The following is a 20,649-nucleotide window of genomic DNA, read 5'->3' on the forward strand; positions in this document are numbered from 1 at the left end:
ACACTGTTAACACCCTTCATCATCTCTTTACACTAAGTCATTAACTTGACTGGGCAATATGGGATGGTGGTTCCGATGCTCTTTCGTCTTACATCGACTGCATTCGCGGCGGTTTCGCTGGCGGTAGCGACCCCGGTTCTGGCGCAGTCGCGCTCCACGACGATGGCGGTCACCGCCACCGTGCTGGAGAATTGCAATATCGCGGCGACGCCGATGGCGTTCGGGACGCTGGGTGGCGTCGGCGGCACCGATAGCGACACGACCGCATTGGTCACGCTGACCTGTACGCCCAACGCGGATTTCGAGGTCGCGATGGACAACGGCCAGAACGCCCAGGCGTCGCAGCGCCGCCTGCGCAGCGTGCTGGGCACCGAATATCTGCCGTACCAGATCTATCGCGACGCGGGCCGCACCCAGGCGTGGGGCAGCACGAGCGGCCTCAACACCCAGCCCGGCACCGCGCCGCTGGGTCTGGCGACCTTCACCGCTTATGGGCGCATTCCCGCGAGCGCGACCCCGGTTACCGCGGGAGTCTATACCGACACGGTCACCGTGACGGTCAATTTCTGAACATGCGATGGGAACGCGTCGCCCCTTGACGATTGCCCGCGGTGCCCAGCCGCGGGTCGATCACGGGCCTGCCGGATCACGCCGGCGCGGTTCCGGCCGGCCGCGGCGCATCCGGACGGCGGCGGCGATCGGGCTGGCAATGCTTACGGTTGCGACCGCAACCCGCGCCGCGTTGCCGGGGGGCCTGGAAATGAGCCCGTTGCGGATCGACCTGACCCCGGAAATCCCGGCACAGCGGCTGACGCTGCGCAACGGCGGCGATCGGCCGGTCGCGGTGCAGCTTCGCGCGTTCGAGTGGCAGCAGGACGGGCATGGCGACGTCTATTCGCGCACCGATCGCCTGAGCGTGACGCCCGCGATCGTCGAGATCGCGCCAGGCGCGACGCAGCTGTTCCGGGTTGCGCCGCGCGCCGCCGCCGATGTGCCCGAGCAGCGGTATCGCGTCGTCGTCGACGAGTTGCCCGCCCCCGAGGCCACGCCGGTCGCAGGCATGGCAACCCGGTTGCGGATCACCGTGCCGGTGTTCGTGGCTGCCCCGGCGGCACGCGACAGTCGCCTGCGCTGGACCCTGTCCGCAGCGGGGCTGCGCGTTGCCAACCTGGGCGACCGAAGCGCGCGCCTCTATCCCGGCAGCATCGTGAACGCGGCCGGGCAGACCGTCGCGACAATGGCCGCGCCGCCGCGTTACCTGCTGGGCGGCAGCGCGTTACCGGTCATGCTCGACCGGGTGCCGAGTTGCGCGGCGGGGGAGCTGACGCTCGTTCGCGCCAACGCGGACGGCTCCTCCGATGCACCCCAGCCGATCCTGTGCGGCTAAGCTTGCGCACGCCCTGTCCCCGGTGTCGCTACTGGTGGGCTTTGCGGCGGCGTGGCCGGCGGCGGCCGCCGACCGGGACGATCCGTTCAGGCTCAATCCGCTCGAACTGAAACGCGGATCGACCGGAGCGACCGAGTGGCTGGTCGAGGTCGAGATCGACGGCGACCGCACCGCCATCCTGGTCGCGTGCCGGGTGACGCCCGAGGGGCTGCTCCTCACCGCGGAGGATGCCCGGCGCATCGGGGTGTCGGGCATAACGGTTCCGGGCGGGGTGCTGTTGCGCGCGGGCGCTTCGGGGTGGCGGCTGGATCGTGCGAACGGGGTGCTGATCGTCACGACCGCCGATCGCGTCCAGCAGATCGACCTGAGCGCGCCGGCGCAACCGCAGGCGACGGGGCGGGTGCGGCCGGTGGTCGCGGTGATCGCCGACTATGATCTCAACCTGATCGCCGACCGCGACGGCGTTCGCCCGGCGGGTCTGGTCGCCGGAAGGCTGGCGCGCGGGCCGAGCGCGCTCGACACCGGGTGGGCGATCACGGCGGGTCCGGGCGGCGGCACGCGGCTGGCGCGGCTCGACACCAGTTTCTCGACCTTCTGGCCCGATCGCACGCTGGGCATCCGGATCGGCGACTTCATCTCGCGGCCGGGTCCGGCGACACGCGCGCTGCGGCTGGCGGGCGTCCAGTTCGGGACGCGGTTCAACGTCGCGCCCGATCTGATCACCCGGCCGGTGGCCGAGCTGTCGGGATCGGTCGCAGTCGCCTCCACGCTCGACCTGCTGCTCAACGATCGGCGGGTACGCCGCGACCAGGTGAGCGGGAATTACGCGCTCAGCCGCGTTCCCCTGGTGCCCGGGCGCAACCGGATCGACGTCGCGCTGACCGACGTGACCGGGCCACAGGTGATTGAGACGCAGCGGGTCTACAGCCTGAGCGACGCGCTGGCCGCGGGGCGCACCGACTTTTCGATCGAGGCGGGCCTGATCCGCAGAGGATATGGCTTCCGCAATCCGCGCTATCGGGGTGCCGCCGCCAACATGGTCGTGCGCCACGGCCTGAGCGATCGCATCACCGGCGAGATCAACGCACAGCTTGCCGGTGACTTCGCCTCGATCGGCGGGGTCGGTCACCTCACGATCGGGGGGCTCGGCGCGCTCAGCCTGGGGACGCAGGCGAGCCGGTCGGCGCGCGGGGGCCGGACGCGATCGGGCGCGGCGTTCAGCGCGGCGTTCGAATCGATCGGCCCCGTGGTGTCGGGGCGGATCGCGGCGCGACACACATCGGGGGACTATGCCGACCTTGCGCGATCGGCGGGTGACCCGCGACCCGAAGCCTTTGTCGTCGGGACCGTCGATTTCGACCTGGGTCGCCTGGGCGCGATCGACCTTCAGGTGGCGGAGCGGAGCGGGCCGGGAATCCGCCGGCTTGACGATGCGCCGCCGCGCAACAGCCGGGGTGTTTCGATCGGGTATCGCCAGACGCTGGCGCGCCGGATGAGCCTGTATGTGCGGGCAGACGGGCGGCGCGACGCCGGGTGGCGCTTTTCGGCGATGGCTGGGCTGTCGGCGGCTTTCGGGCCGCGCACGACCGTGTCCGCGTCGGTCCTGGCCGCGCAGGGCGGGACGCTCGCCACCGCCGGCGTCTATCAGGGCGACACCGCTCCGGGCGAATGGGGGTATGCCGTCCAGGCCGTCACGGGTGGCGTCGATGCGGCCGAGGTCGCCGTCGCCCGGCGCTGGCACGGCGTGCGCGGCGAGGCCGGACTGCGCCTGGTCGAGGGGACGGCCCAGGGTCGCGTGAACGCACGCGGCACCGTCGTGTTCGCCGATGGCAGCGCATTCGCGACGGCATCCAGCCATGGCGGCATCGCCATCCTGCGGACCGGTTCGCCGACCGCGGTGCGGGTGATGCATGAAGGGCGTCCCGCCGGTGAGGCGAGCGCGCGGCGTCCCGCCATGATCGCCAACGTTCCCGCCTTCGTTCGCTCACGGTTCGAGATCGACCCGGTGAGCATTCCGCCCGACGCAGTGGTGCGGCAGGCCGGTGTGGTGGCGTCGGTGCCCGACCGCGGCGTGATCGCGGTCGACCTGGCGGTCGAGCGCTATGTGGCGGCGCGGCTGGTCCTGCGCGATGCGGACGGCAACCCGATCCCGCCGGGCACCGCGCTTTACGCCTTTCCCTCAGGCGCACGCTACCGGGTGGGTTTCGATGGCGAGCTGGAGATCAACGCGGCGCTCGCGGATGCTGAACTGCGCGTCCGCCATGGTCCGTCGACCTGCTTCGTCCCGCTCGACGGCCGCGCGAATCCTGTCGCCGACACGCCGGCGGTGCGGACATGCCATCCCCGGATCGCGGACACGGGCGGTTCGGGTCCGCGTTAGCCGAAATGGCTTGCCCGCCACCGTTGCGTGATATAAAAGTGATATCACATTAACGGGAGGCAAAAGCATGAATACGGCGAACGACCGCGCGCTGCGCATGACGTCGGAACGCGAAATAGCGACGCGAAGCGGCTATGGCATGCTGGCGGTGGCACTGGTCTTGAGCGTCGCCAGCGTCGGGGCGACGACGATGGTGCGCGCCGCGCCGGCGCCGGCGGTGACGGTCATGGTGATCGCCGGGCTGCTTACGATCTTCGTCCTGGCGGGCTTCTACCTGCTCCAGCCCAATCAGGCGGCGGCGATCCTGCTGTTCGGCGATTATCAGGGGACCGATCGCACCACCGGGCTGCGCTGGACCTGGCCGTGGCTGTCCAAGAAGAAGGTGTCGGTGCGCATCCACAACATCACGTCGGAAAAGCTGAAGGTGAACGACCTGCGCGGCAATCCGGTCGAAATCGCGTCGAACGTGGTGTGGCGTGTGGCGGACACCGCCCAGGCGCTGTTCGACGTCGACGATTATCGTGAGTTCATCAACATCCAGATCGAGAGCGCGGTGCGCGCGATCGGGTCGCGCTATCCCTATGACGATTTCGATGCGGACAGCGTGACGCTGCGCGGCGACGGCGATCATGTCGCCAACGAACTGCGCCGCGAGCTGCAGGAACGCGTCGAGATGGCGGGCATCCAGATCGACGAGTGCCGGCTGACCCACCTCGCCTATGCGCAGGAAATCGCGCAGGCGATGCTGCGCCGGCAACAGGCCGAAGCGGTCATCGCCGCGCGCGCCAAGCTGGTCGAGGGCGCGGTGTCGATGGTCGAACATGCGCTGGAACAGCTGTCGAGCAAGCAGGTGGTCGAGCTGGACGACGAACGCCGCGCGGCGATGGTGTCCAACCTGATGGTCGTGCTGTGTTCGGAGCGCGACACCCAGCCGGTGGTGAACGCGGGTTCGCTGTACCAGTAAGCAGCGAAAGGTGGCCGTTCCCCCCAAAAAGGCGTTTCCGCTCAGGCTCGACCCCGCATTGTTCGCGGCGATCGAGCGGTCGGCGGCGGGCGACCTGCGCAGCGTCAACGCGCAGGTCGAGTGCCTGCTGCGCGAGGCGCTGGCGCGGCGCGGCGTGCGGCTGGCGCCGCCCGAGCGCGCCCGGCGGGGGCGGCCCCCCAAGGAGAGTGAATGATGCGCGGAAATTCGTGTTCCAAGTGCGGCGGCTCGATGACGGAGGGGTTCACCTTTCGCACCAATCACGGCGGCCAGCATGCCGTGGCGGAATGGATCGAGGGCGCGCCGCAGAAAAGCTTCTGGAACGGGCTCAAGCTCTCCGGTCGCAAGCGGATCAACATCCAGACCTATCGCTGCAGCCGCTGCGGCCTGCTGGAATCATATGCCCGCAGCTGAGGACCCCATGCTTGCGATGATGCGAACGTGCCGGCGACTTGGGTCGCCGTGCAAACCGGGAAGGGGACGGACGATGCGACCGAGACTGACGGGCCTGACCAGCGCCTTGCTGGCGATGGCGACACCCTGCGCGGCCCAAGGGGCTGATCCGGCCGCGCCGGTCGAGATCGCGACCGCCGGCCCCCGGGGGCAGCTGGCCGGCACGCTGATCCCGCCGGCGCCCGATCGGCCCGTGGTGCTGATCCTGCCCGGATCGGGTCCGACCGACCGCGACGGCAACAGCCCGCTGGGTATCCGGGCGAGCAGCTACCGCCTGCTCGCCGAGGCGCTGGCACGGCGCGGCATCGGCAGCGTGCGCGCCGACAAGCGCGGCCTGTTCGGCAGCAAGGACGCGGTCGCCGACCCCAATGCGGTCACCGTCGCCGACTATGCCCGCGACGCGGGCGGCTGGATCGACACGATCAGGAACCGGACGGGGCGGCCCTGCGTCTGGCTTGCCGGTCATAGCGAGGGCGGGCTGATCGCGCTGGTGACGGCACAGGGGCGCAGCGATGTTTGCGGGGTGGTGCTGATCGCCGCGCCGGGCCGCAAGCTGGGCGACGTGTTGCGCGAACAATTGCGCGCCAACCCCGCCAATGCGCCGCTGCTGCCCGCCGCGATGGCAGCGATCGACACGCTGGAGGCCGGCGGATCGGTCGACGCGGCGACGTTGCCGCCGCCATTGCTGGCGCTGTTCAATCCGGCCGTGCAGCCGTTCCTGCGCGACCTGATGGCGCAGTCCCCGACCGCACTTGCGGCGGCGTTGAAGGTGCCGCTGCTGGTCATCGCCGCCGAGCGCGACATTCAGGTGCCGTCCAGCGACGGCGAGGCGCTGGCAGGCGCGAGGCCCGGCGCGGTGCTGGTCCGCGTGGCCGATGCCAACCACGTGTTGAAACGCGTGACGTCGGACGACCGTGCGGCCAACCTGGCGACCTATGCCGACCCGTCGCTGCCGGTGGTGCCGGAGATCGTCGATGCGATCGTCGCATTTGTCGGCAAGGATCTGGGTTCGGCCCGCTAACGGATCTGCGTATGTCGCAAGGCCTGTCCGTCGAACCCGATTGGATCGTCACCCCGGCCTCGTGCCGGGGTCCACTGCGCCACATCGCGGCCGCCGCGCCGGTCTGAGCCGCCTCAACGGCGTAAGGTCACGTATCCTTGCGTCCGGTCAGAGGCCTGTGCCGGCTGCGTGGTGGACCCCGGCACGAGGCCGGGGTGACGGCGTGCGGGATGACACCCTCGGCGATCGGCCGACCTCTAACGTTGCCGCCGCCGCTCCGCGCGCGAGTCGTACGCGTTGGCGGGGTCGAACGCCTCGTCGAGCAAGCGGGCGAGGCGCAGGCCGGCGCGCTCGACCTGAAGGCGCTGGGGATCGACCGAGCGGTTGATCGAATCGTTGCTGAGCTTCACCGCCGACTGGGGCGGGCCGCACGGGTCGCCGCCCTGCGCTTCGGCATAGGCGACGTCGCGCGCCACCTGCCACGCCTGCTGCGCCCAGTCGGCGGTGGTGCCGGCGGTGATCGCCGACTTTTCATCGGCGGTATAGCTGCGGACGAGGCTGGGCGGCGTCGAGATCGCGCGTTCGGCCAGTGCGCCGTCCCAGATCGAATGCAGGTTCAGACGCTCGCTTTCATAATCGCCATAGGCCGCCTTGACCGCATTGCCGCCGCGATCCTGGCGATTGCCCGAATGGAGCGGCATGTGCATGTCGCCGACGAAGTGGATGAGGAAGGCGAGCGCGGCCACCTTCTCGCGCATCGGGATCGAGCTGTCCTGCAGCAGCTTCACGTCGCGGTCGATCTGTGCCGAGACGCAATTGCCGTTGGCGCAGGCGCTTTCCAGATCGAACGGCTTGCAGATGTCGATCGTCTGGTAATGCCAGGGTGCCGAATAGTTGAAACGCAGCCCCATGCCGCGGATGCAGTCGGGCCAGACGCTTGCGTCCTCGGGCGTCGCCGCGCGGCACGTCGGCGTTTCCAGCAGCGCCGATTTCGCCAGCATCGCGCGCACCTTGGCGCGGGTGGCGGGGCTCACATTGGCCATCGCGATATCGGCAATCGTCGCGTGCGCGTAACGGCCATAGGCGTTCGCCGTCGACGGCAGGAGGAGGCTGGCGATGGCGAGCGCGGCGAGGAGATGTCTGAGCATGAATGGCCTGCCTGAAGATGGATTTCAGTTACGCAACCCGCTCATCCTGAGTAGCCGCTGAGCGAAGCCAAAGCGGCGTATCGAAGGACGAGCGCGCGGTCTCTGTCCTCCGATAGCGGCCTTCGACTTTGCTAAGTCCCTACTCAGGATGACCGGGTTGGGTGTGTGGCTGGCCGCTACCGGCCGATTGCGACGATTGAAAGACGGTCGCGGGGCCGACTTTCCGATTATTCCTCATCCCCGTAAATCGCGACCTTGCGCGTCCCGCCGGCGATGGCGCGGCCACGATACATGCCCGGCGTGTTAAAGCTCCATGCTGCCTCCCCGGTCGGGCCGGTGACGATGACGCCGCCGTCACCGCCCAGATCGGCGGTTTCCTTCATCACGGCGTCGGCGGCCTGTTGCAGCGTTTCGCCCCTGAAACGCACGCGCGCGCAGATTTCGTGCGCGACGCCCTCGCGGATGAAGAACTCGCCCGCACCGGTGGCGGAGACCGCGCAGGCGCGGTCGTCGGCGTAGGTGCCCGCCCCGATCACCGGCGCGTCGCCGATCCGGCCCCAGCGCTTGCCGGTCAGCCCGCCGGTCGAGGTCGCGGCGGCGACATGTCCTGCCTTGTCGAGCGCGACGGCGCCGACGGTGCCGTATTTCAGGTCGATATCGAACCAGCCCGCCGAACGCGACTTGAGCTCGTCAAGCTGGCGACGACGCTCGGGCGTGGCGAACCAGCTGGGGTCGACCGTCTCGACGCCGTTGTCGCGCGCGAACTCCTCCGCCCCCGCGCCCGACAGCATCACGTGCGGGCCCTTCTCCATCACCTTGCGCGCCAGCGTGACCGGGTTCTTGATCGTCGACACGCCGGTGACGGCCCCGGCGCCACGCGTCGCGCCGTCCATGATCGCGCTGTCGAGTTCATTGGTGCCGTTCCAGGTGAACACCGCGCCGCGCCCAGCGTTGAAATGGGGGTCGTCCTCCAGGATCCGGACCGCGGCCTCGACCGCATCGAGCGCGCTGCCGCCGCGTTCGAGCACCGCCGATCCCGCGACCAGCGCCTGGTCGAGCGCGGCGCGCACCGCCTTGTCCTGCTCGGGCGTGATCCGTTCGCGTTCGATCACGCCCGCGCCGCCATGAATGACGAGCGTCCATTGCGGGCGATCCTGGGCGTGGGCGGGCAGGGACATCAGCAGGGCTCCGATCAACAGGGGAAGACGCATCAGATGGGTTCCTTCACGACTGGTTCGCGACCCTAGCAGGCATCGCGCGCGGTTCCAGCCGGGGACGCAGGCCGATCAGTGGCCGCAGCCAGCCGATGCGCCGCCCGGCGAGATAGAAAGCCCAGCAGCCCGCGACCGTTGCCGCCAGCGTGATTGTGAACTCGATCGGCGCCGAGGGGGCAAATCGACGCAGCGCCCACACCACCGCGACGATGATCGTCTGGTGGATGAGGTAGAAGGGAAAGACCGCCTCGGTCAGCATCGTGCGGCGCGGATGGTCGCGGTCGAGGAAGCGGTCGGCAAGCCCGATCAGCGCGACGATCGCCCCCCATTGCTGGACGCTGTGCGCGGACAGATAGACCGGCAGGAAGTCGCGCGCGATCGGGATCGCACCGGGCCAGTTGAGCTCTGCCGCCGCCTTGACGCCATAGCCCGCGATCGCGGCTAGTCCGGCGACTTTCCACCATCGGCGGATCGCCGCCATCGCCGCCGCCGATCTGGCCAGTCCGAAGCCGAACAGGAAGGCGGGCAGATAGATGGCATGGGCGACCGGATCGTCGAACAGCGCGTGCGTCTCGCCGCGCATCGGGAACCAGCGCAGGTGGACCGCGAGCAGCCAGGCGAGCGGCAGCACGAGCATGCCGACGCCGCCGAAGGCGCGGTCGAACACGCGCTGGAGCCACGGTGTGCGCACCAGTGCGATCAGCACCGCCAGCGCCATGGTATAGACCCACAGATAACCGACGAACCACAGATGGTTCCAGGTCGGCAGGACGAGCCCGTCGAGCGTGCCGAAGCGGAAATAGTCGTGGATCCAGAAATGCGGCAGCCCGAAGCCGTAGCCATGCTTGGTGACAAGCTCGATCCAGGGCTGGGGCGGCACGACGACGATGACGCCGAACAGGAGCGGCACGACCAGCCGCACGGTGCGGTTGCGCGCGAACGCCGTCACACCGCCGGCGCGGCGCAGCAGCGCGCGCGTGGCGTAGCCCGAGACGACGAATAATAGCGCCAGCCGCCACGCGTTGAGCGCCAGCATCGGCACCACCACCCAATCGGCAACGTGCGGCGACTTCACGTGGAAGTTCCACGGCGCATAGACGAGGCCGATATGATAGAGGATCAGCAGCGCGAACGCCGCGATCCGCAGCCAGTCCATCCCGTAATGCCGCGCGATCGGCGGGGCCGCGTCCGGGCGGGGGGCGGTCGCCGTGTTCGTCATCGCTTCGCTTTAGGGGGAAACCGACCGCGACGATAGCGGGGTCGGCGCGTATCGCCTTCCGCTGTCGCGGCGGGGCGGCTATACCGGCCGCATCATCGGCTCTTCAGCGGGAAACCCCATGTCTGTTCGTCCCTGGCGCGATATCATCCGCCGCAAGTCCCGCCAGATCATGGTCGGCAACGTCCCCGTCGGCGGCGATGCGCCCGTCACGGTGCAGACGATGACCAATACCGAAACCCATGACGTCCGCGGCACGATCGACCAGATCCGCCGTTGCGAGGAAGCGGGTGCCGATATCGTCCGCGTGTCCTGCCCCGATGTCGAAAGCACCGCGGCGCTCAAGCAGATCGTCCGCGCCGCCCGCGTGCCGATCGTCGCCGACATCCATTTCCACTACAAGCGCGCGCTCGAGGCCGCGGATGCGGGCGCGGCATGCCTGCGCATCAACCCCGGCAATATCGGTTCGGCCGACCGGGTGCGCGAAGTGGTCAACGCCGCCAAGGCCAATGGCTGCGCGATCCGTATCGGCGTGAATGCCGGCAGCCTGGAAAAGGACCTGCTCGAAAAATATGGCGAGCCGTGCCCGGAGGCGCTGGTCGAAAGCGCGCTCGACCATATCAAGCTGCTGCAGGACCATGATTTCCACGAATTCAAGGTGGCGGTGAAGGCATCCGACATCTTCCTGGCGGTCGCCGCCTATCAGCAGCTCGCGGAAGCCGTGGATTGCCCGCTGCACCTGGGCATCACCGAAGCCGGCGGGTTCGTCGGTGGCACCGTCAAGTCGGCGATCGGCATCGGCAGCCTGCTCTGGTACGGTATCGGCGACACGATCCGCGTCAGCCTGTCCGCCGAGCCCGAGGAGGAGGTGCGCGTCGGCTTCGAAATCCTCAAGAGCCTGGGGATCCGCAACCGCGGTGTGCGCGTCGTGTCGTGCCCCAGCTGCGCGCGCCAGGGCTTCGACGTGATCCGCACCGTCCAGACGCTTGAGGAGCGGCTCCAGCATATCCGCACGCCGTTGTCGCTCAGCGTGTTGGGCTGCGTCGTTAACGGCCCGGGTGAGGCGCGTGAGACCGATATCGGGCTGACCGGCGGCGGTGCGGGCAAGCATATGGTCTATCTGTCGGGCGTGACCGACCACACGGTCGAGGACGCCGACATGGTCGATCACATCGTCCGGCTGGTCGAGGCCAAGGCCGCCGAGATCGAGGCCGCGAACGAGGCGAAAGCGGCCTGACCCCCTGGACCGGGCCGCGGGTCAGCCCGCGTCCGGTTCCGGCCCCGATGGCGTGTTGGGTGCGACATCCTCCGCGCGGAAGCCGAGCGTCACGTGGCGCTTCACCTCGCCCGCGACATCGCTGACGAGATAGAGCGGCCGCCGCTTGGCCTCGACATAAAGGCGGCCGAGATATTCGCCGATCATGCCCAGCACGAACATCTGCACCGCGCCCAGCACGACCACGACCAGCATCAGCGACGTCCAGCCCGGCAGCGCGTGGCCCATCGCGAACGCGCCGAGAATGTAGATGACGAGCAGCACCGACGCCGCCGTCAGCCATAGTCCGACATGGCTGGCGAAACGCAAGGGCGCGGTCGAGAAGCCGGTAACCGCATCGAGCGCGAATCGGATCATCTTGGCGAGCGGATATTTGCTCTCGCCTGCGATGCGTTCGGCGCGGTCATAGGCGAGCGGCACCTGGCGGAAACCGATCCACGCGACCATGCCGCGCACGAAGCGCGCCTGTTCGGGCAGCGCCAGCAGCGCATCAAGCGCGCGGCGGCTCATCAGGCGGAAATCGCCGGTGTCGAGCGGGATCGGCGTGTCGGTTACGCGGTCGAGCACGCGATAGAAGGCGGCGGCGGTCAGCTTCTTGAAAAAGGTCTCGCCCTCGCGCTTGCGGCGCACGGCATAGACGACGTCGGCCCCCTCCGCCGCCATCACGCGGCGCATTTCGCTCAACAGTTCGGGCGGATCCTGAAGGTCGGCATCGATGATCAGGATCTGGTCGCCCGCGCACAGATCGAGCCCGGCGGTCAGCGCCAGCTGGTGCCCGTGATTGCGAGAGAGGTTGATCGCGACGACGTGGCGGTCGCCCGCCGCCAGCCGCTGCATGACCGGCCAGCTGGCGTCGCGCGACCCGTCATTGACCAGAACGACCTCGTAATCCTCGCCCACCGCCGCGCGCGCCGCCGCCGATACACGCGCGTGCAGGGCGTCGAGGCACGCTTCCTCATTGTAGCAGGGGATGACGATCGAGAGCGCGGGGCGAATCATGGCCGCGCGGTCTACGCCTTTTCGCTGCCGAGTCGAGGGGGCGGGGGCGGAGCGCTACCGCGACATCGTTGCTGTCCTTCTCAGAGGCTGACCGGGAGGGGATGATCGCAAGACCCCGCCACTCCTTCCTCGTCACCCCGGCCTCGTGCCGGGGTCCACCGCGCAACCCGCACGGGTCCATCATCAGCGCGCTTCCCGTGCCCAGCGCATTGGCTCGGCTCCAACTGGCGCGCAACGGTGCTTTGCGGCGCGGTGGACCCCGGCACAGGGCCGGGGTGACGGGTTCTGGTGGTGGGAAGCGCGCGCGGGCCTGGCTCAGCGATGGCGCTATGTTCGCGGCTCCCGCCTCAGGCGGCCACCGTCACAAAACTGTCCATCACGCGCTTGCGTCCGGCCTGCTCGAAATCGATCTCGAGCTTGTTGCCCTCGATCTCCGCGATCGCGCCATAGCCGAATTTCTGGTGGAAGACGCGCATTCCGACCGCGATGTCCTTGCGCGCCGGGGCGCCAACGCTGACCGCCGACGCGCGCCCCTCGAACACGCGCGGGCTTTCGCGGACGAAGGTGGAGGCGGGCGACGCCGCGCGCTGCCATCCGGGCCCACGCCCGGTGCCGCGCGCGACGTCGGCGAACGGATCGCTGCGTTCGGACCAGTTGGCGCGCCACAGGCTTTCGCCGCCGCTCATCGTCGTCTCGCTTTCGATATGCTCGGGTGGCAGTTCGCCGACGAAGCGGCTGGGGATGCTGCTCGTCCACTGGCCATAGATGCGGCGGTTGGCGGCGTGCAGAATCACCGCGCGCCGCCGCGCCCGGGTGATCGCCACATAAGCCAGTCGGCGTTCTTCCTCCAGGCTGGCGAGGCCGCCTTCGTCGATCGCGCGTTGCGAGGGGAAGACGCCTTCCTCCCACCCGACCAGGAACACCGTGTCGAACTCCAGCCCCTTGGCGGCGTGGATCGTCATGATCGTCACCTGCGGCTCGTCGCGCCCGCCGTCATTGTCCATGACCAGGCTGACATGCTCCAGGAACGCGCCGAGGCTTTCATATTCCTCCATCGCGCGGACGAGTTCGTTCAGATTCTCGAGCCTCCCCGCCGCCTCGGCGGTCTTGTCCGCCTGCCACATCGCGGTGTAGCCGCTTTCGTCGAGCAATTGCCGGGCGAGCTCAGGGTGCGGCAGGTCGCGCGCCATGTCGCGCCAACGGCTGATGTCGCCGATCAGGCTGCCGAGCGCGCGGCGCGCCTGCGGCGTCAGCTCGTCGGTGTCGAGGATGCGCGCGGCGGCGTGGAGCAGCGGCAGCCCCTGCGCGCGGGCCAGCTGATGCACCTTCGCCACCGCCTTGTCGCCCAGACCTCGTTTGGGCACGTTGACGATGCGCTCAAAGGCCAGGTCGTCGGCGGGCTGGTTGACGATGCGCAGATAGGCGAGCGCGTCGCGGATTTCCTGGCGCTCATAGAAGCGGAAGCCGCCGACGATGCGATAGGGCATGCCGATCGCGATGAAGCGGTCCTCGAACTCGCGGGTCTGGTGCTGGGCGCGGACCAGGATCGCGAACTGGTCGAGCGACTGGCCATCGCGCTGGCCGCGCTCGATCTCCTCGCCGACGCGGCGGGCCTCCTCCGGCCCGTCCCAAACGCCGATGACGCGCACCTTCTCGCCCGCGTCCAGCTCGGTCCACAAGGTCTTGCCCAGCCGCCCGCCATTATGGGCGATCACCCCTGCGGCTGCGCCCAAGATGTGCGGGGTCGACCGGTAATTCTGTTCCAGCCGGATGACCTTGGCGCCTGGAAAGTCGCGCTCGAAGCGCAGGATATTTTCGACCTGTGCGCCGCGCCACGAATAGATCGACTGGTCGTCATCGCCGACACAGGCGATGTTGCGCCGCTCCTGCGCGAGCAGCCGCAGCCACAGATACTGGACGCTGTTGGTGTCCTGATACTCGTCGACCATGATGTAGCGGAAGCGCTGCTGATAGCTGCTCAGCACCTCACGGTCAGTTTTCAGGATCGTCAGCACGTGGAGCAGCAGGTCGCCGAAGTCGCAGGCGTTGAGGGCGCGCAGCCGGTCCTGATAGGCGCGGTACATTTCCTGACCGCGGCCATTGGCGTAGAGCTCGTTCTCGCCCGCATCGAGATCGGCAGGGGTCAGCCCCTTGTTCTTCCACCCGTCGATCAGCCCGCCCAGCTGGCGCGCCGGCCAGCGTTTCTCGTCCAGGTCGGCGGCGGCGATCAGCTGCTTGAGCAGGCGCAGCTGGTCGTCGGTGTCGAGGATCGTGAAGTTGGATTGCAGCCCGACCAGTTCGGCGTGGCGGCGAAGCATCTTGGCCCCGATCGCGTGAAAGGTGCCGAGCCACGGCATCCCCTCGACCAGGTCGCCGACCATGCGCCCGACCCGCTCGCGCATCTCGCGCGCCGCCTTGTTGGTGAAGGTGACCGACAGGATCTCGCTCGGATAGGCGCGGCGCGTGTAGAGCAGATGCGCCAGCCGCGCGGTCAGCGCCGCAGTCTTGCCCGTGCCGGCGCCCGCCAGCATCAAGACCGGCCCGTCAGTGGTCAGCACCGCCTCGCGCTGCGGCGGATTGAGCCCGCGCAGATAAGGGGGATCGTCGGGGGCGGACGCGGGAAGACTCATCGGTGAACAGTTAGGGAACGCGCAGGCCTGGGGCAACCCGGTTCGCGGGTTCAGGCGCGGCGGAGCAGTGTCAGCTTGGCCTTGCCGTGCACCCGCTCGGCGTCGATCGCGAAGCCTGTGGCATCGACATCCTCGTCGCGCGCGGTTTCGACGCTGATCCAGGTCGCGGGGCCGATCCAGCCGAGCCGCGCCAGCTTGTCGAGCGCGACATTGCCCGCGCCGCTGCGATAGGGCGGATCGACCAGCATCAGGTCGACCGGCTGGCTAACCGGGCCCAGTGCGAGCACCGACTGCGCGCGCACATCGGTGCCGGTCGCGCCGAGTCGGGCGATATTCGCCTTCAGCGCCTCAAGGGCGGCGCGGTCCTGTTCGACGAACAGGCAGGCGGCAGCGCCGCGCGACAGCGCCTCCAGGCCCAGCGCGCCCGATCCGGCGAACAGGTCGGCGACGCGCAGCCCGTCAAAGCTCCCGACCCGACTGGTCAGCATCGAAAACAACGCCTCGCGCGTGCGGTCGGCGGTGGGGCGGGTGGCGTCCCCTTTGGGCGCGATCAGCGGCCGTCCGCGCCATGTGCCGGCGATGATCCGCATTTATCGCGCCTTCTTCGTGATACCGCCGGGGTCGCGCTTGCGCCGGGGCGGACCCGGTTTGGCCTTTTTCTTCGCCCAGCCTGCGGGCTTCTTGGCCGGACGCGGCGCGCGTTCGGGCTCCGGTGCCGGCGACTCGCGCGCGGTCCGTTCCGCCGGTGCCGCCTTCACGCGCCGCGGCTTTGCCTCTTTGGCGGGCTTTGGCCGGGGCTTGGCCTCACCGGCTGGCCGCGCATGCGACCTGGTCTTCGGCGGCGAGTCCGGGTCGCCCCTGTGCTCCGGCCTGGGTCGCCTTTCGGCCGCGGCCGCGACCGGAATCGTCACGCGGACCGGAGCCATCGCGTTCATATCCTTGCGGAACGCGACGACGTCGTGCTGGCGGATTTCGTCGACCGCGCCGATGCCCAGCCCATCGAGCAGGAACGGGCCATAACGCGTGCGTATCAACCGGGAGACCTGGAGCCCGAGATGTTCGAGCACGCGGCGGACCTCGCGGTTCTTGCCCTCGGTCAGCGTCAGCTCGATCCACATGTTCGCGCCCGTGCGCCGCTCCAGATTGGCGTTGATCGAGCCGTAGCGCACGCCATCGATCTCGACGCCGAGCATCAGATCCTCGAGCTGCGCCTGGCTGACCTGGCCATAGGCGCGCGCGCGATAGCTGCGCTCGACCCCTGATTTGGGCAGTTCGAGCTGGCGCTTCAGTTCACCGTCGGTGGTGAGCAGCAACAGGCCCTCGGTATTGAGGTCGAGCCGCCCGACCGGCATCACGCGCGGCAGGTCGCGCGGCAGGCGGTCGTAAATCGTCGCGCGGCCCCGCGGATCGCGCTCGGTGGTCAGCACGCCGCTGGGCTTGTGAAAGCGGAACAGCCGGGCCGGGGCAGGAGCCTTCACCGCCTGCCCGTCGACCGTCACGCCCCTGAGCGATGTGAGCACGGTCGCAGCGGTCTCCAGCGGCTTGCCGTCGAGCGCGATGCGACGCTCGTCGATCATGCGCTCGATTTCGCGGCGCGACGCGATGCCGGCGCGCGACAGCAATTTCGCGATGCGCTGCGGTTCTTTCGGTTTGGACGGCCCCATGGCGACGGTGATATAGACACTGCTGGCCGACCGACAAAAAAACTTTGCTGCCGGGCGGCGATTTCGTCGGCAGGACGTTGTGCGGAAGGGGCCGCGCAGACGGTCGCTTCAGGGACGAGCGAATACGACAAGATGCTGTTTACCCGCAAAACCCGGCGCATTACGCGCATCATGGTGGTCGAGGACGAGCCGCTCGTCGCGTTCGACACCGAATATCATCTGACCGAATCCGGCTTCGAAATCGCCGCGACGGTCGATTCGGTCGCGGATGCGCTGGCGGTGATCGCGCGTGACGAGCCGCTGGACCTGGCGCTGGTCGACCTGACGCTCGCGGACGGTTCGGGAATCGATGTCGCGCGCGCGGCGGTGGCGCGCGGCGTCATGGTGCTGTTCGTTACCGGCAATTGTCCGGGCGATGCCCGCGCGCTCGCGGCGGGCTGCCTGTCGAAACCCTATGGTCCGCGTGACCTGACGGCGGCGATCGACGCGATCGAGGCGGTGCTTGACGGCCAGCAGCCCAAGAAGCTCTCGCCCCCGTTCAGCCTGTTTCTGGAGCGCGCCGTTTGACCCCGTCGATCAGAACGGCCTTTTGCCATCGGCCCGGTGCCTTGTCGGGACGGTGAATACATCCCGCCCAGCAGCAGGGCCGCTTCTTTCCCTCCAGCAATTCCTCACAGGTTCGGCGCAGCCGTCGCGCGCGGGTCGCCGGCTGTTTCGCATCCTCGACCCAGCAGATGAATTCGTTGCGCCCGAGTGGGGTCAGCGCCTGCCACCGCGCATATAGTTCGGGGCTTGCCCGCAGCGCGCGCTGCAGGTCCTCGGCGGCCTGATGGACCGTTCCGTGCTTGAAGTCGTCAGCCATGTCCGCGGTCGTGTCGCGCGCCGCCGCCCTGCCGTCCAATCGTTTCACGCACCGAGCATCGCCTCCACCGCGTCGTGGAAGTGCCGGATGCCGCGTTCGAGCTGGCCGAGCGTCAGCCGGTCGATCGCGCCGCTGGCCAAGCCCTGCTGACCGAGCTCGGCGGCGCGGAAATCCTCTGCGGCGAACACGCCTTGGTCGAGCAGCTGCCAGCTGCGTTCCCAATGGTCGCGCGCCTTGTCGGTCGCCGGGGCTTCGGGGATCAGCATGAAATCCTCGACCAGGACGCGGTCGTGCGCCTGCGGCATCAGGATCATCAGGTTGATGTAATCGGGGCTGACGATGATGACCGTGCCCGGAAACAGTTGATAGGTATAGGTGATCGCGCGGCGCAGCACCGCCCAGTCGCCCGACGACAGCGCGTCGGCCTCCGCCGCGCGGCCGACCGCCGAACGCTGGTGCGCGCCGATCGTGTCGGCGGTGGACACCCCGTCCTGGAAGAACGGCGCGATCGTGCCGGCGTGAAGCCGTTGCACGTGATACGCCTCCAGAAATGCATCCATGATCAGCTTCCAGTTGGCGCGCACCTCATGGGTGCGGCGGCGGAACAGCTGCTGTCCGGCTAGGTCGAACGCTGCGAAGTCACGCGCCAGGGTGTCGGCATCGGCGAAGTCCGCATCCGCATCGAAACTGAACCAGATCAGGCCGCCCGCTTCGTGCGTCGGCAGGCGCTTGAGGCCGAACTCGCCCTTGTCGAGCCCAGGAAAGGTTTCGGGTCGCGGCAACCCGGTCAGCCGGCCGTCGAGCGCATAGGTCCAGGCGTGATAGGGGCAGACGAGGCGCGGCGACTTTATCGCAGCACAGCCCTCCACCAGACGCGTGCCGCGATGGCGGCAGACGTTGAGGAAGACATGCGCCCGCCCGTCACCGTCGCGCGCAACCAGCAGCGGCTTGCCGAAGCCGTCATGCGGCACCGCCATGTTGCGATCGGGCAGCAACGCCGAGGGGGCGATGACCAGCGGCACGCGGTTGAAGATCCGCGCCTGTTCGGCGTCATGCCGCGCCGCACGGGTATAGGCGTCCGCCGCGACGTGCGCGATGCCGTCGTCGCGCGCGGTGCCGCCGCGGCCAAGTTCCGCCGCCAGGGCGAGCTGGCCCGGCGTCGGGGTGAGCGCGTTCATGGCTATTCTTCCCTCTCGTTTTGGCTAGTGTTGCGCCTTTGGGACAAGGGTTCAAGGTGACGGACAGGGTGAAGGGGGTGGCGCTGCTGCGCGCGGCGCTGCGCAATCGCAAGACATCGGCGATGCTGGTGCTGGGCTTTGCCTCCGGCCTGCCGTTCGTGCTGCTGATCGGGACGCTCAACGCGTGGCTGGGCGAGCTGAAGGTCAGCCTGGCGACGATCGGGGTCGTGTCGTGGATCGGTCTGGCCTATGCCTTCAAGTTCCTGTGGTCGCCGCTGGTCGATCGCGCGCAGTTGCCGCTGCTCGGCCGGTTGGGTCGCAGGCGATCCTGGCTGGTGCTGTGCCAGGGGGGGCTGGCGCTGCTCCTCGTCGCGCTGGCGCTGACCGATCCGGTGACCGCGATCGGCAGCTTTGCCGTGCTCGCGGTGATTGCGGCCTTCCTGTCGGCGACGCAGGACGTGGTGATCGACGCCTGGCGCATCGAGGTGGCGGACGAGACCGCGACCGTCGACCTGCTTTCCGCCATCTATCAGCTCGGCAACCGGCTGGCGGCACTGACCGGCGGCGCGCTGGCGCTGGTGCTGGCGGCGCGTATCGGCTGGCCGGCGGTCTATATCGGCTTTGGCGGTGCCATGATCGGTGCGCTCGTCATGACGCTGTTCACGCCGGAGCGGCCGCGCGACCGGATGGACGAGCGCGCGCCGCTCGCCGGGCATGTCGTCCCCGAGCCGCGTGAACGCGCCATCGCGCTGGGCATCGTCGCGGTCTGCTGGCTCTGGGCGATCGCGGTGCTGGGCAGCTTCATGGCCGCGGCGCTCAGTCCGGTGCCGCCTGGCGAGACCGCGCCATCGGCGGGGAACTTCACCCGCGACTGGGGGCCGTGGATCATCGTCGCGACCGTCATCATTCCCGCGATGGTGTCGGCGTGGACCAACCGGCTGCCGCGCCGCGTCGAGGATGCGGCGGGGCAGGGCGGGCTTCAGGCGACCGCCAACCATTGCTATCGCGCGCTCATCCTGCCGCTGGCCGAGATCGTCGGGCGGCTTCGCTGGGGCGCGATTCTCGTCCTCGCGGTCATTCTGCTCTATCGCATCGCCGATTCGATCTGGGCGCCGTTCGCCTTTCCCTTCTACCTCGATTTCCTGGGCTACACGAATGACGAGGTCGCGTTCGCGTCCAAGCTGTTCGGGGTGATCATGACGATCGCCGGGGTCGCGATCGGCGGGGTGATGCTGGCGACGCTGGGGCGGATGCCGACGCTGCTGCTTGGCGGGATCGTCGCGGCGTTGTCCAACCTGCTCTATGCCGATCTCGCCAATGGCGGCGCGGGAATTGACGGCTTTGCCGGGCTGCTGTTCCTCGACCAGATCGGGGTCGACCCCCGGATGCTGCGGCTGATGATCGCGATTTCGGGCGAGAATATCGCGGGCGGTTTGGCGGGTACCGCCTTCGTCGCCTATATCAGCGCGATGACGTCGCGCGATTTCAGCGCGGTGCAGTTCGCGCTGTTGTCCTCCATGACCTTCCTGGTCGGCGCGCTCGGCCGCGCCGCGATCGGCGAGGCGCTCGAGCTTTACGGCTATGCCAACATCTTCCTGCTGACCGCCGCGCTGGGCGGCGTCGCGGTGGTCCTGGTGCTCGCCGACTGGTGGCGCCAGCGGGCGAGCGCGTCGGGGGTCGAGGGCGAGGCGGTGGCGACCGCGGCTTGAGACCGGTATTCAAAAACTTGGCGCAGTTTCCGTTCGTTTCGAGCGAAGTCGAGAAACGTATCTCGACTCCGCTCGATACGAACGGGTGAGCGTAGATCGACGAGAAGCGTGGTCCGTTTACGCCAGCGCCAGCCCGGCTTCGGCAAAACTCTGCGCCAATAGCTGCGCGGTCGCGATCGGCACCGCGCGCTGCGGCGCGCCGAGCACGTCCGCCAGCAGGATCAGTGCGCGCTCCGGCCGGTCGGGCGCGGCGGTCAGCGCAGCGATGATCCCCGCTTCGTCGCGGGTCATGCGTTGACAGCACCAAGGCGCGATCTGGATCGGGCGGGACGATACCGACGACATGTCGCTCATCAGCGCGCGGAGCAGCACCAGCGGGCGGCGAAAGCGGCGGCCGAACGCGGTGACGAAGGCATTGGCAACGGCCGCGTCATGCAGGCCCTGCGCGCCGGTCTGGCGGATCGCGAACAGCAACAGGCGCACCGCCGGCGCATCGGGTGCGCGATGGGGCAGGGCGGTGGCGATCGGGTTGGCAGGCGACATAGGACGTT

At 68.8% G+C, this 20,649-nt stretch carries 20 protein-coding genes; 10 read left to right on the forward strand and 10 right to left on the reverse strand.

Translation table 11 applies throughout. From position 1 onward, the window contains the following. Positions 1–75: 75 nt before the first annotated feature. From AX676_RS15670 to AX676_RS15700, 7 genes are all read left to right on the forward strand, one after another. Entirely contained in the window at positions 76–570 is a 495-nt protein-coding gene (locus AX676_RS15670; RefSeq protein ID WP_197417154.1) for a Csu type fimbrial protein, read from the forward strand. 139 nt (positions 571–709) lie between these two features. After that, complete coding sequence (locus tag AX676_RS15675) at positions 710–1,387, forward strand: fimbrial biogenesis chaperone (protein WP_197417155.1); 678 nt, start codon at positions 710–712, stop codon at positions 1,385–1,387. Positions 1,388–1,409: 22 nt separating this feature from the next. Continuing rightward, positions 1,410–3,767, forward strand: a complete 2,358-nt coding sequence (locus AX676_RS15680; protein WP_066476450.1) for a fimbrial biogenesis outer membrane usher protein — start codon at positions 1,410–1,412, stop codon at positions 3,765–3,767. Between the two features lie 67 nt (positions 3,768–3,834). Further along, complete coding sequence (locus tag AX676_RS15685; RefSeq protein WP_066476449.1) at positions 3,835–4,731, forward strand: SPFH domain-containing protein; 897 nt, start codon at positions 3,835–3,837, stop codon at positions 4,729–4,731. Positions 4,732–4,741: 10 nt separating this feature from the next. After that, on the forward strand, positions 4,742–4,945 hold the full coding sequence (locus AX676_RS15690; RefSeq protein WP_066476446.1) for a hypothetical protein: 204 nt from the start codon (positions 4,742–4,744) through the stop codon (positions 4,943–4,945). Continuing rightward, the gene (locus AX676_RS15695; protein WP_156437617.1) at positions 4,942–5,163 is read left to right on the forward strand and encodes a hypothetical protein; all 222 of its coding nucleotides are present in this window, start codon (positions 4,942–4,944) and stop codon (positions 5,161–5,163) included. The genes AX676_RS15690 and AX676_RS15695 overlap by 4 nt, the downstream gene beginning before the upstream one ends. Positions 5,164–5,236: 73 nt before the next feature. After that, positions 5,237–6,223, forward strand: a complete 987-nt coding sequence (locus AX676_RS15700; RefSeq protein ID WP_066476441.1) for an alpha/beta hydrolase — start codon at positions 5,237–5,239, stop codon at positions 6,221–6,223. A gap of 236 nt (positions 6,224–6,459) precedes the next feature. Here AX676_RS15700 and AX676_RS15705 read toward each other — a convergent pair whose 3' ends face one another. The 3 genes from AX676_RS15705 to AX676_RS15715 all read right to left on the reverse strand — a co-directional run bounded on the left by AX676_RS15705 (position 6,460) and on the right by AX676_RS15715 (position 9,783). Continuing rightward, positions 6,460–7,350, reverse strand: a complete 891-nt coding sequence (locus AX676_RS15705; RefSeq protein ID WP_066476438.1) for a S1/P1 nuclease — start codon at positions 7,348–7,350, stop codon at positions 6,460–6,462. Positions 7,351–7,577: 227 nt separating this feature from the next. Continuing rightward, complete coding sequence (locus AX676_RS15710) at positions 7,578–8,528, reverse strand: isoaspartyl peptidase/L-asparaginase family protein (protein WP_066476612.1); 951 nt, start codon at positions 8,526–8,528, stop codon at positions 7,578–7,580. Positions 8,529–8,574: 46 nt separating this feature from the next. Next, positions 8,575–9,783 carry an acyltransferase family protein gene (locus AX676_RS15715; protein ID WP_231726129.1) on the reverse strand — a complete coding sequence of 403 codons (1,209 nt, stop codon included), beginning with the start codon at positions 9,781–9,783 and terminating at the stop codon, positions 8,575–8,577. A gap of 118 nt (positions 9,784–9,901) precedes the next feature. On the opposite strand from AX676_RS15715, the gene ispG reads away from it, so the two are divergent. Then, positions 9,902–11,017, forward strand: coding sequence for a flavodoxin-dependent (E)-4-hydroxy-3-methylbut-2-enyl-diphosphate synthase (ispG, locus tag AX676_RS15720; RefSeq protein WP_066476435.1), 1,116 nt, complete (start codon positions 9,902–9,904; stop codon positions 11,015–11,017). Positions 11,018–11,038: 21 nt separating this feature from the next. Here the strand turns inward: ispG and AX676_RS15725 are convergent, their stop codons facing one another. From AX676_RS15725 to AX676_RS15740, 4 genes are all read right to left on the reverse strand, one after another. Continuing rightward, positions 11,039–12,055: a glycosyltransferase family 2 protein gene (locus AX676_RS15725; protein ID WP_066476432.1), complete on the reverse strand. Its 1,017-nt coding sequence runs from the start codon at positions 12,053–12,055 to the stop codon at positions 11,039–11,041. 347 nt (positions 12,056–12,402) lie between these two features. Beyond that, on the reverse strand, positions 12,403–14,685 hold the full coding sequence (locus AX676_RS15730) for an ATP-dependent helicase (protein WP_066476429.1): 2,283 nt from the start codon (positions 14,683–14,685) through the stop codon (positions 12,403–12,405). 50 nt (positions 14,686–14,735) lie between these two features. After that, positions 14,736–15,275, reverse strand: coding sequence for a 16S rRNA (guanine(966)-N(2))-methyltransferase RsmD (gene rsmD, locus AX676_RS15735; protein WP_066476419.1), 540 nt, complete (start codon positions 15,273–15,275; stop codon positions 14,736–14,738). After that, positions 15,276–16,307, reverse strand: a complete 1,032-nt coding sequence (locus tag AX676_RS15740; protein WP_231726071.1) for a pseudouridine synthase — start codon at positions 16,305–16,307, stop codon at positions 15,276–15,278. Positions 16,308–16,481: 174 nt separating this feature from the next. Here AX676_RS15740 and AX676_RS15745 point away from each other — a divergent pair, with 174 nt between their 5' ends. Next, on the forward strand, positions 16,482–16,916 hold the full coding sequence (locus AX676_RS15745) for a response regulator (protein WP_066476414.1): 435 nt from the start codon (positions 16,482–16,484) through the stop codon (positions 16,914–16,916). Here the strand turns inward: AX676_RS15745 and AX676_RS15750 are convergent. Both AX676_RS15750 and AX676_RS15755 read right to left on the reverse strand, forming a co-directional pair. Beyond that, positions 16,888–17,259 (reverse strand): YdeI/OmpD-associated family protein, encoded by a 372-nt coding sequence (locus AX676_RS15750; RefSeq protein ID WP_331709948.1) that lies wholly within the window; start codon positions 17,257–17,259, stop codon positions 16,888–16,890. The two genes, AX676_RS15745 and AX676_RS15750, sit on opposite strands and share 29 nt — an antisense overlap. Next, positions 17,256–18,389, reverse strand: a complete 1,134-nt coding sequence (locus tag AX676_RS15755; RefSeq protein ID WP_066476411.1) for an aromatic ring-hydroxylating oxygenase subunit alpha — start codon at positions 18,387–18,389, stop codon at positions 17,256–17,258. The genes AX676_RS15750 and AX676_RS15755 overlap by 4 nt, the downstream gene beginning before the upstream one ends. A gap of 56 nt (positions 18,390–18,445) precedes the next feature. Here AX676_RS15755 and AX676_RS15760 point away from each other — a divergent pair, with 56 nt between their 5' ends. Then, positions 18,446–20,098: an AmpG family muropeptide MFS transporter gene (locus tag AX676_RS15760; protein WP_066476606.1), complete on the forward strand. Its 1,653-nt coding sequence runs from the start codon at positions 18,446–18,448 to the stop codon at positions 20,096–20,098. Positions 20,099–20,215: 117 nt separating this feature from the next. On the opposite strand, the gene AX676_RS15765 is transcribed toward AX676_RS15760, so the two are convergent. Then, positions 20,216–20,641 carry a DUF6628 family protein gene (locus AX676_RS15765; RefSeq protein WP_066476408.1) on the reverse strand — a complete coding sequence of 142 codons (426 nt, stop codon included), beginning with the start codon at positions 20,639–20,641 and terminating at the stop codon, positions 20,216–20,218. Positions 20,642–20,649: the final 8 nt, after the last annotated feature.

It is taken from the genome of Sphingomonas sp. CCH21-G11 (genome assembly GCF_001555965.1).
GTDB lineage: Bacteria > Pseudomonadota > Alphaproteobacteria > Sphingomonadales > Sphingomonadaceae > Sphingomonas.

Coding starts and splice junctions, on each gene's coding strand:
- rsmD (WP_066476419.1), bottom strand. CDS start 15,275: ATGCGGATCATCGCCGGCACATGGCGCGGACGGCCGCTGATCGCGCCC.
- AX676_RS15730 (WP_066476429.1), bottom strand. CDS start 14,685: ATGAGTCTTCCCGCGTCCGCCCCCGACGATCCCCCTTATCTGCGCGGG.
- AX676_RS15715 (WP_231726129.1), bottom strand. CDS start 9,783: ATGACGAACACGGCGACCGCCCCCCGCCCGGACGCGGCCCCGCCGATC.
- AX676_RS15755 (WP_066476411.1), bottom strand. CDS start 18,389: ATGAACGCGCTCACCCCGACGCCGGGCCAGCTCGCCCTGGCGGCGGAA.
- AX676_RS15725 (WP_066476432.1), bottom strand. CDS start 12,055: ATGATTCGCCCCGCGCTCTCGATCGTCATCCCCTGCTACAATGAGGAA.
- AX676_RS15685 (WP_066476449.1), top strand. CDS start 3,835: ATGAATACGGCGAACGACCGCGCGCTGCGCATGACGTCGGAACGCGAA.
- AX676_RS15670 (WP_197417154.1), top strand. CDS start 76: ATGCTCTTTCGTCTTACATCGACTGCATTCGCGGCGGTTTCGCTGGCG.
- AX676_RS15710 (WP_066476612.1), bottom strand. CDS start 8,528: ATGTCCCTGCCCGCCCACGCCCAGGATCGCCCGCAATGGACGCTCGTC.
- AX676_RS15700 (WP_066476441.1), top strand. CDS start 5,237: ATGCGACCGAGACTGACGGGCCTGACCAGCGCCTTGCTGGCGATGGCG.
- ispG (WP_066476435.1), top strand. CDS start 9,902: ATGTCTGTTCGTCCCTGGCGCGATATCATCCGCCGCAAGTCCCGCCAG.
- AX676_RS15765 (WP_066476408.1), bottom strand. CDS start 20,641: ATGTCGCCTGCCAACCCGATCGCCACCGCCCTGCCCCATCGCGCACCC.
- AX676_RS15705 (WP_066476438.1), bottom strand. CDS start 7,350: ATGCTCAGACATCTCCTCGCCGCGCTCGCCATCGCCAGCCTCCTCCTG.
- AX676_RS15695 (WP_156437617.1), top strand. CDS start 4,942: ATGATGCGCGGAAATTCGTGTTCCAAGTGCGGCGGCTCGATGACGGAG.
- AX676_RS15745 (WP_066476414.1), top strand. CDS start 16,482: ATGCTGTTTACCCGCAAAACCCGGCGCATTACGCGCATCATGGTGGTC.
- AX676_RS15675 (WP_197417155.1), top strand. CDS start 710: ATGCTTACGGTTGCGACCGCAACCCGCGCCGCGTTGCCGGGGGGCCTG.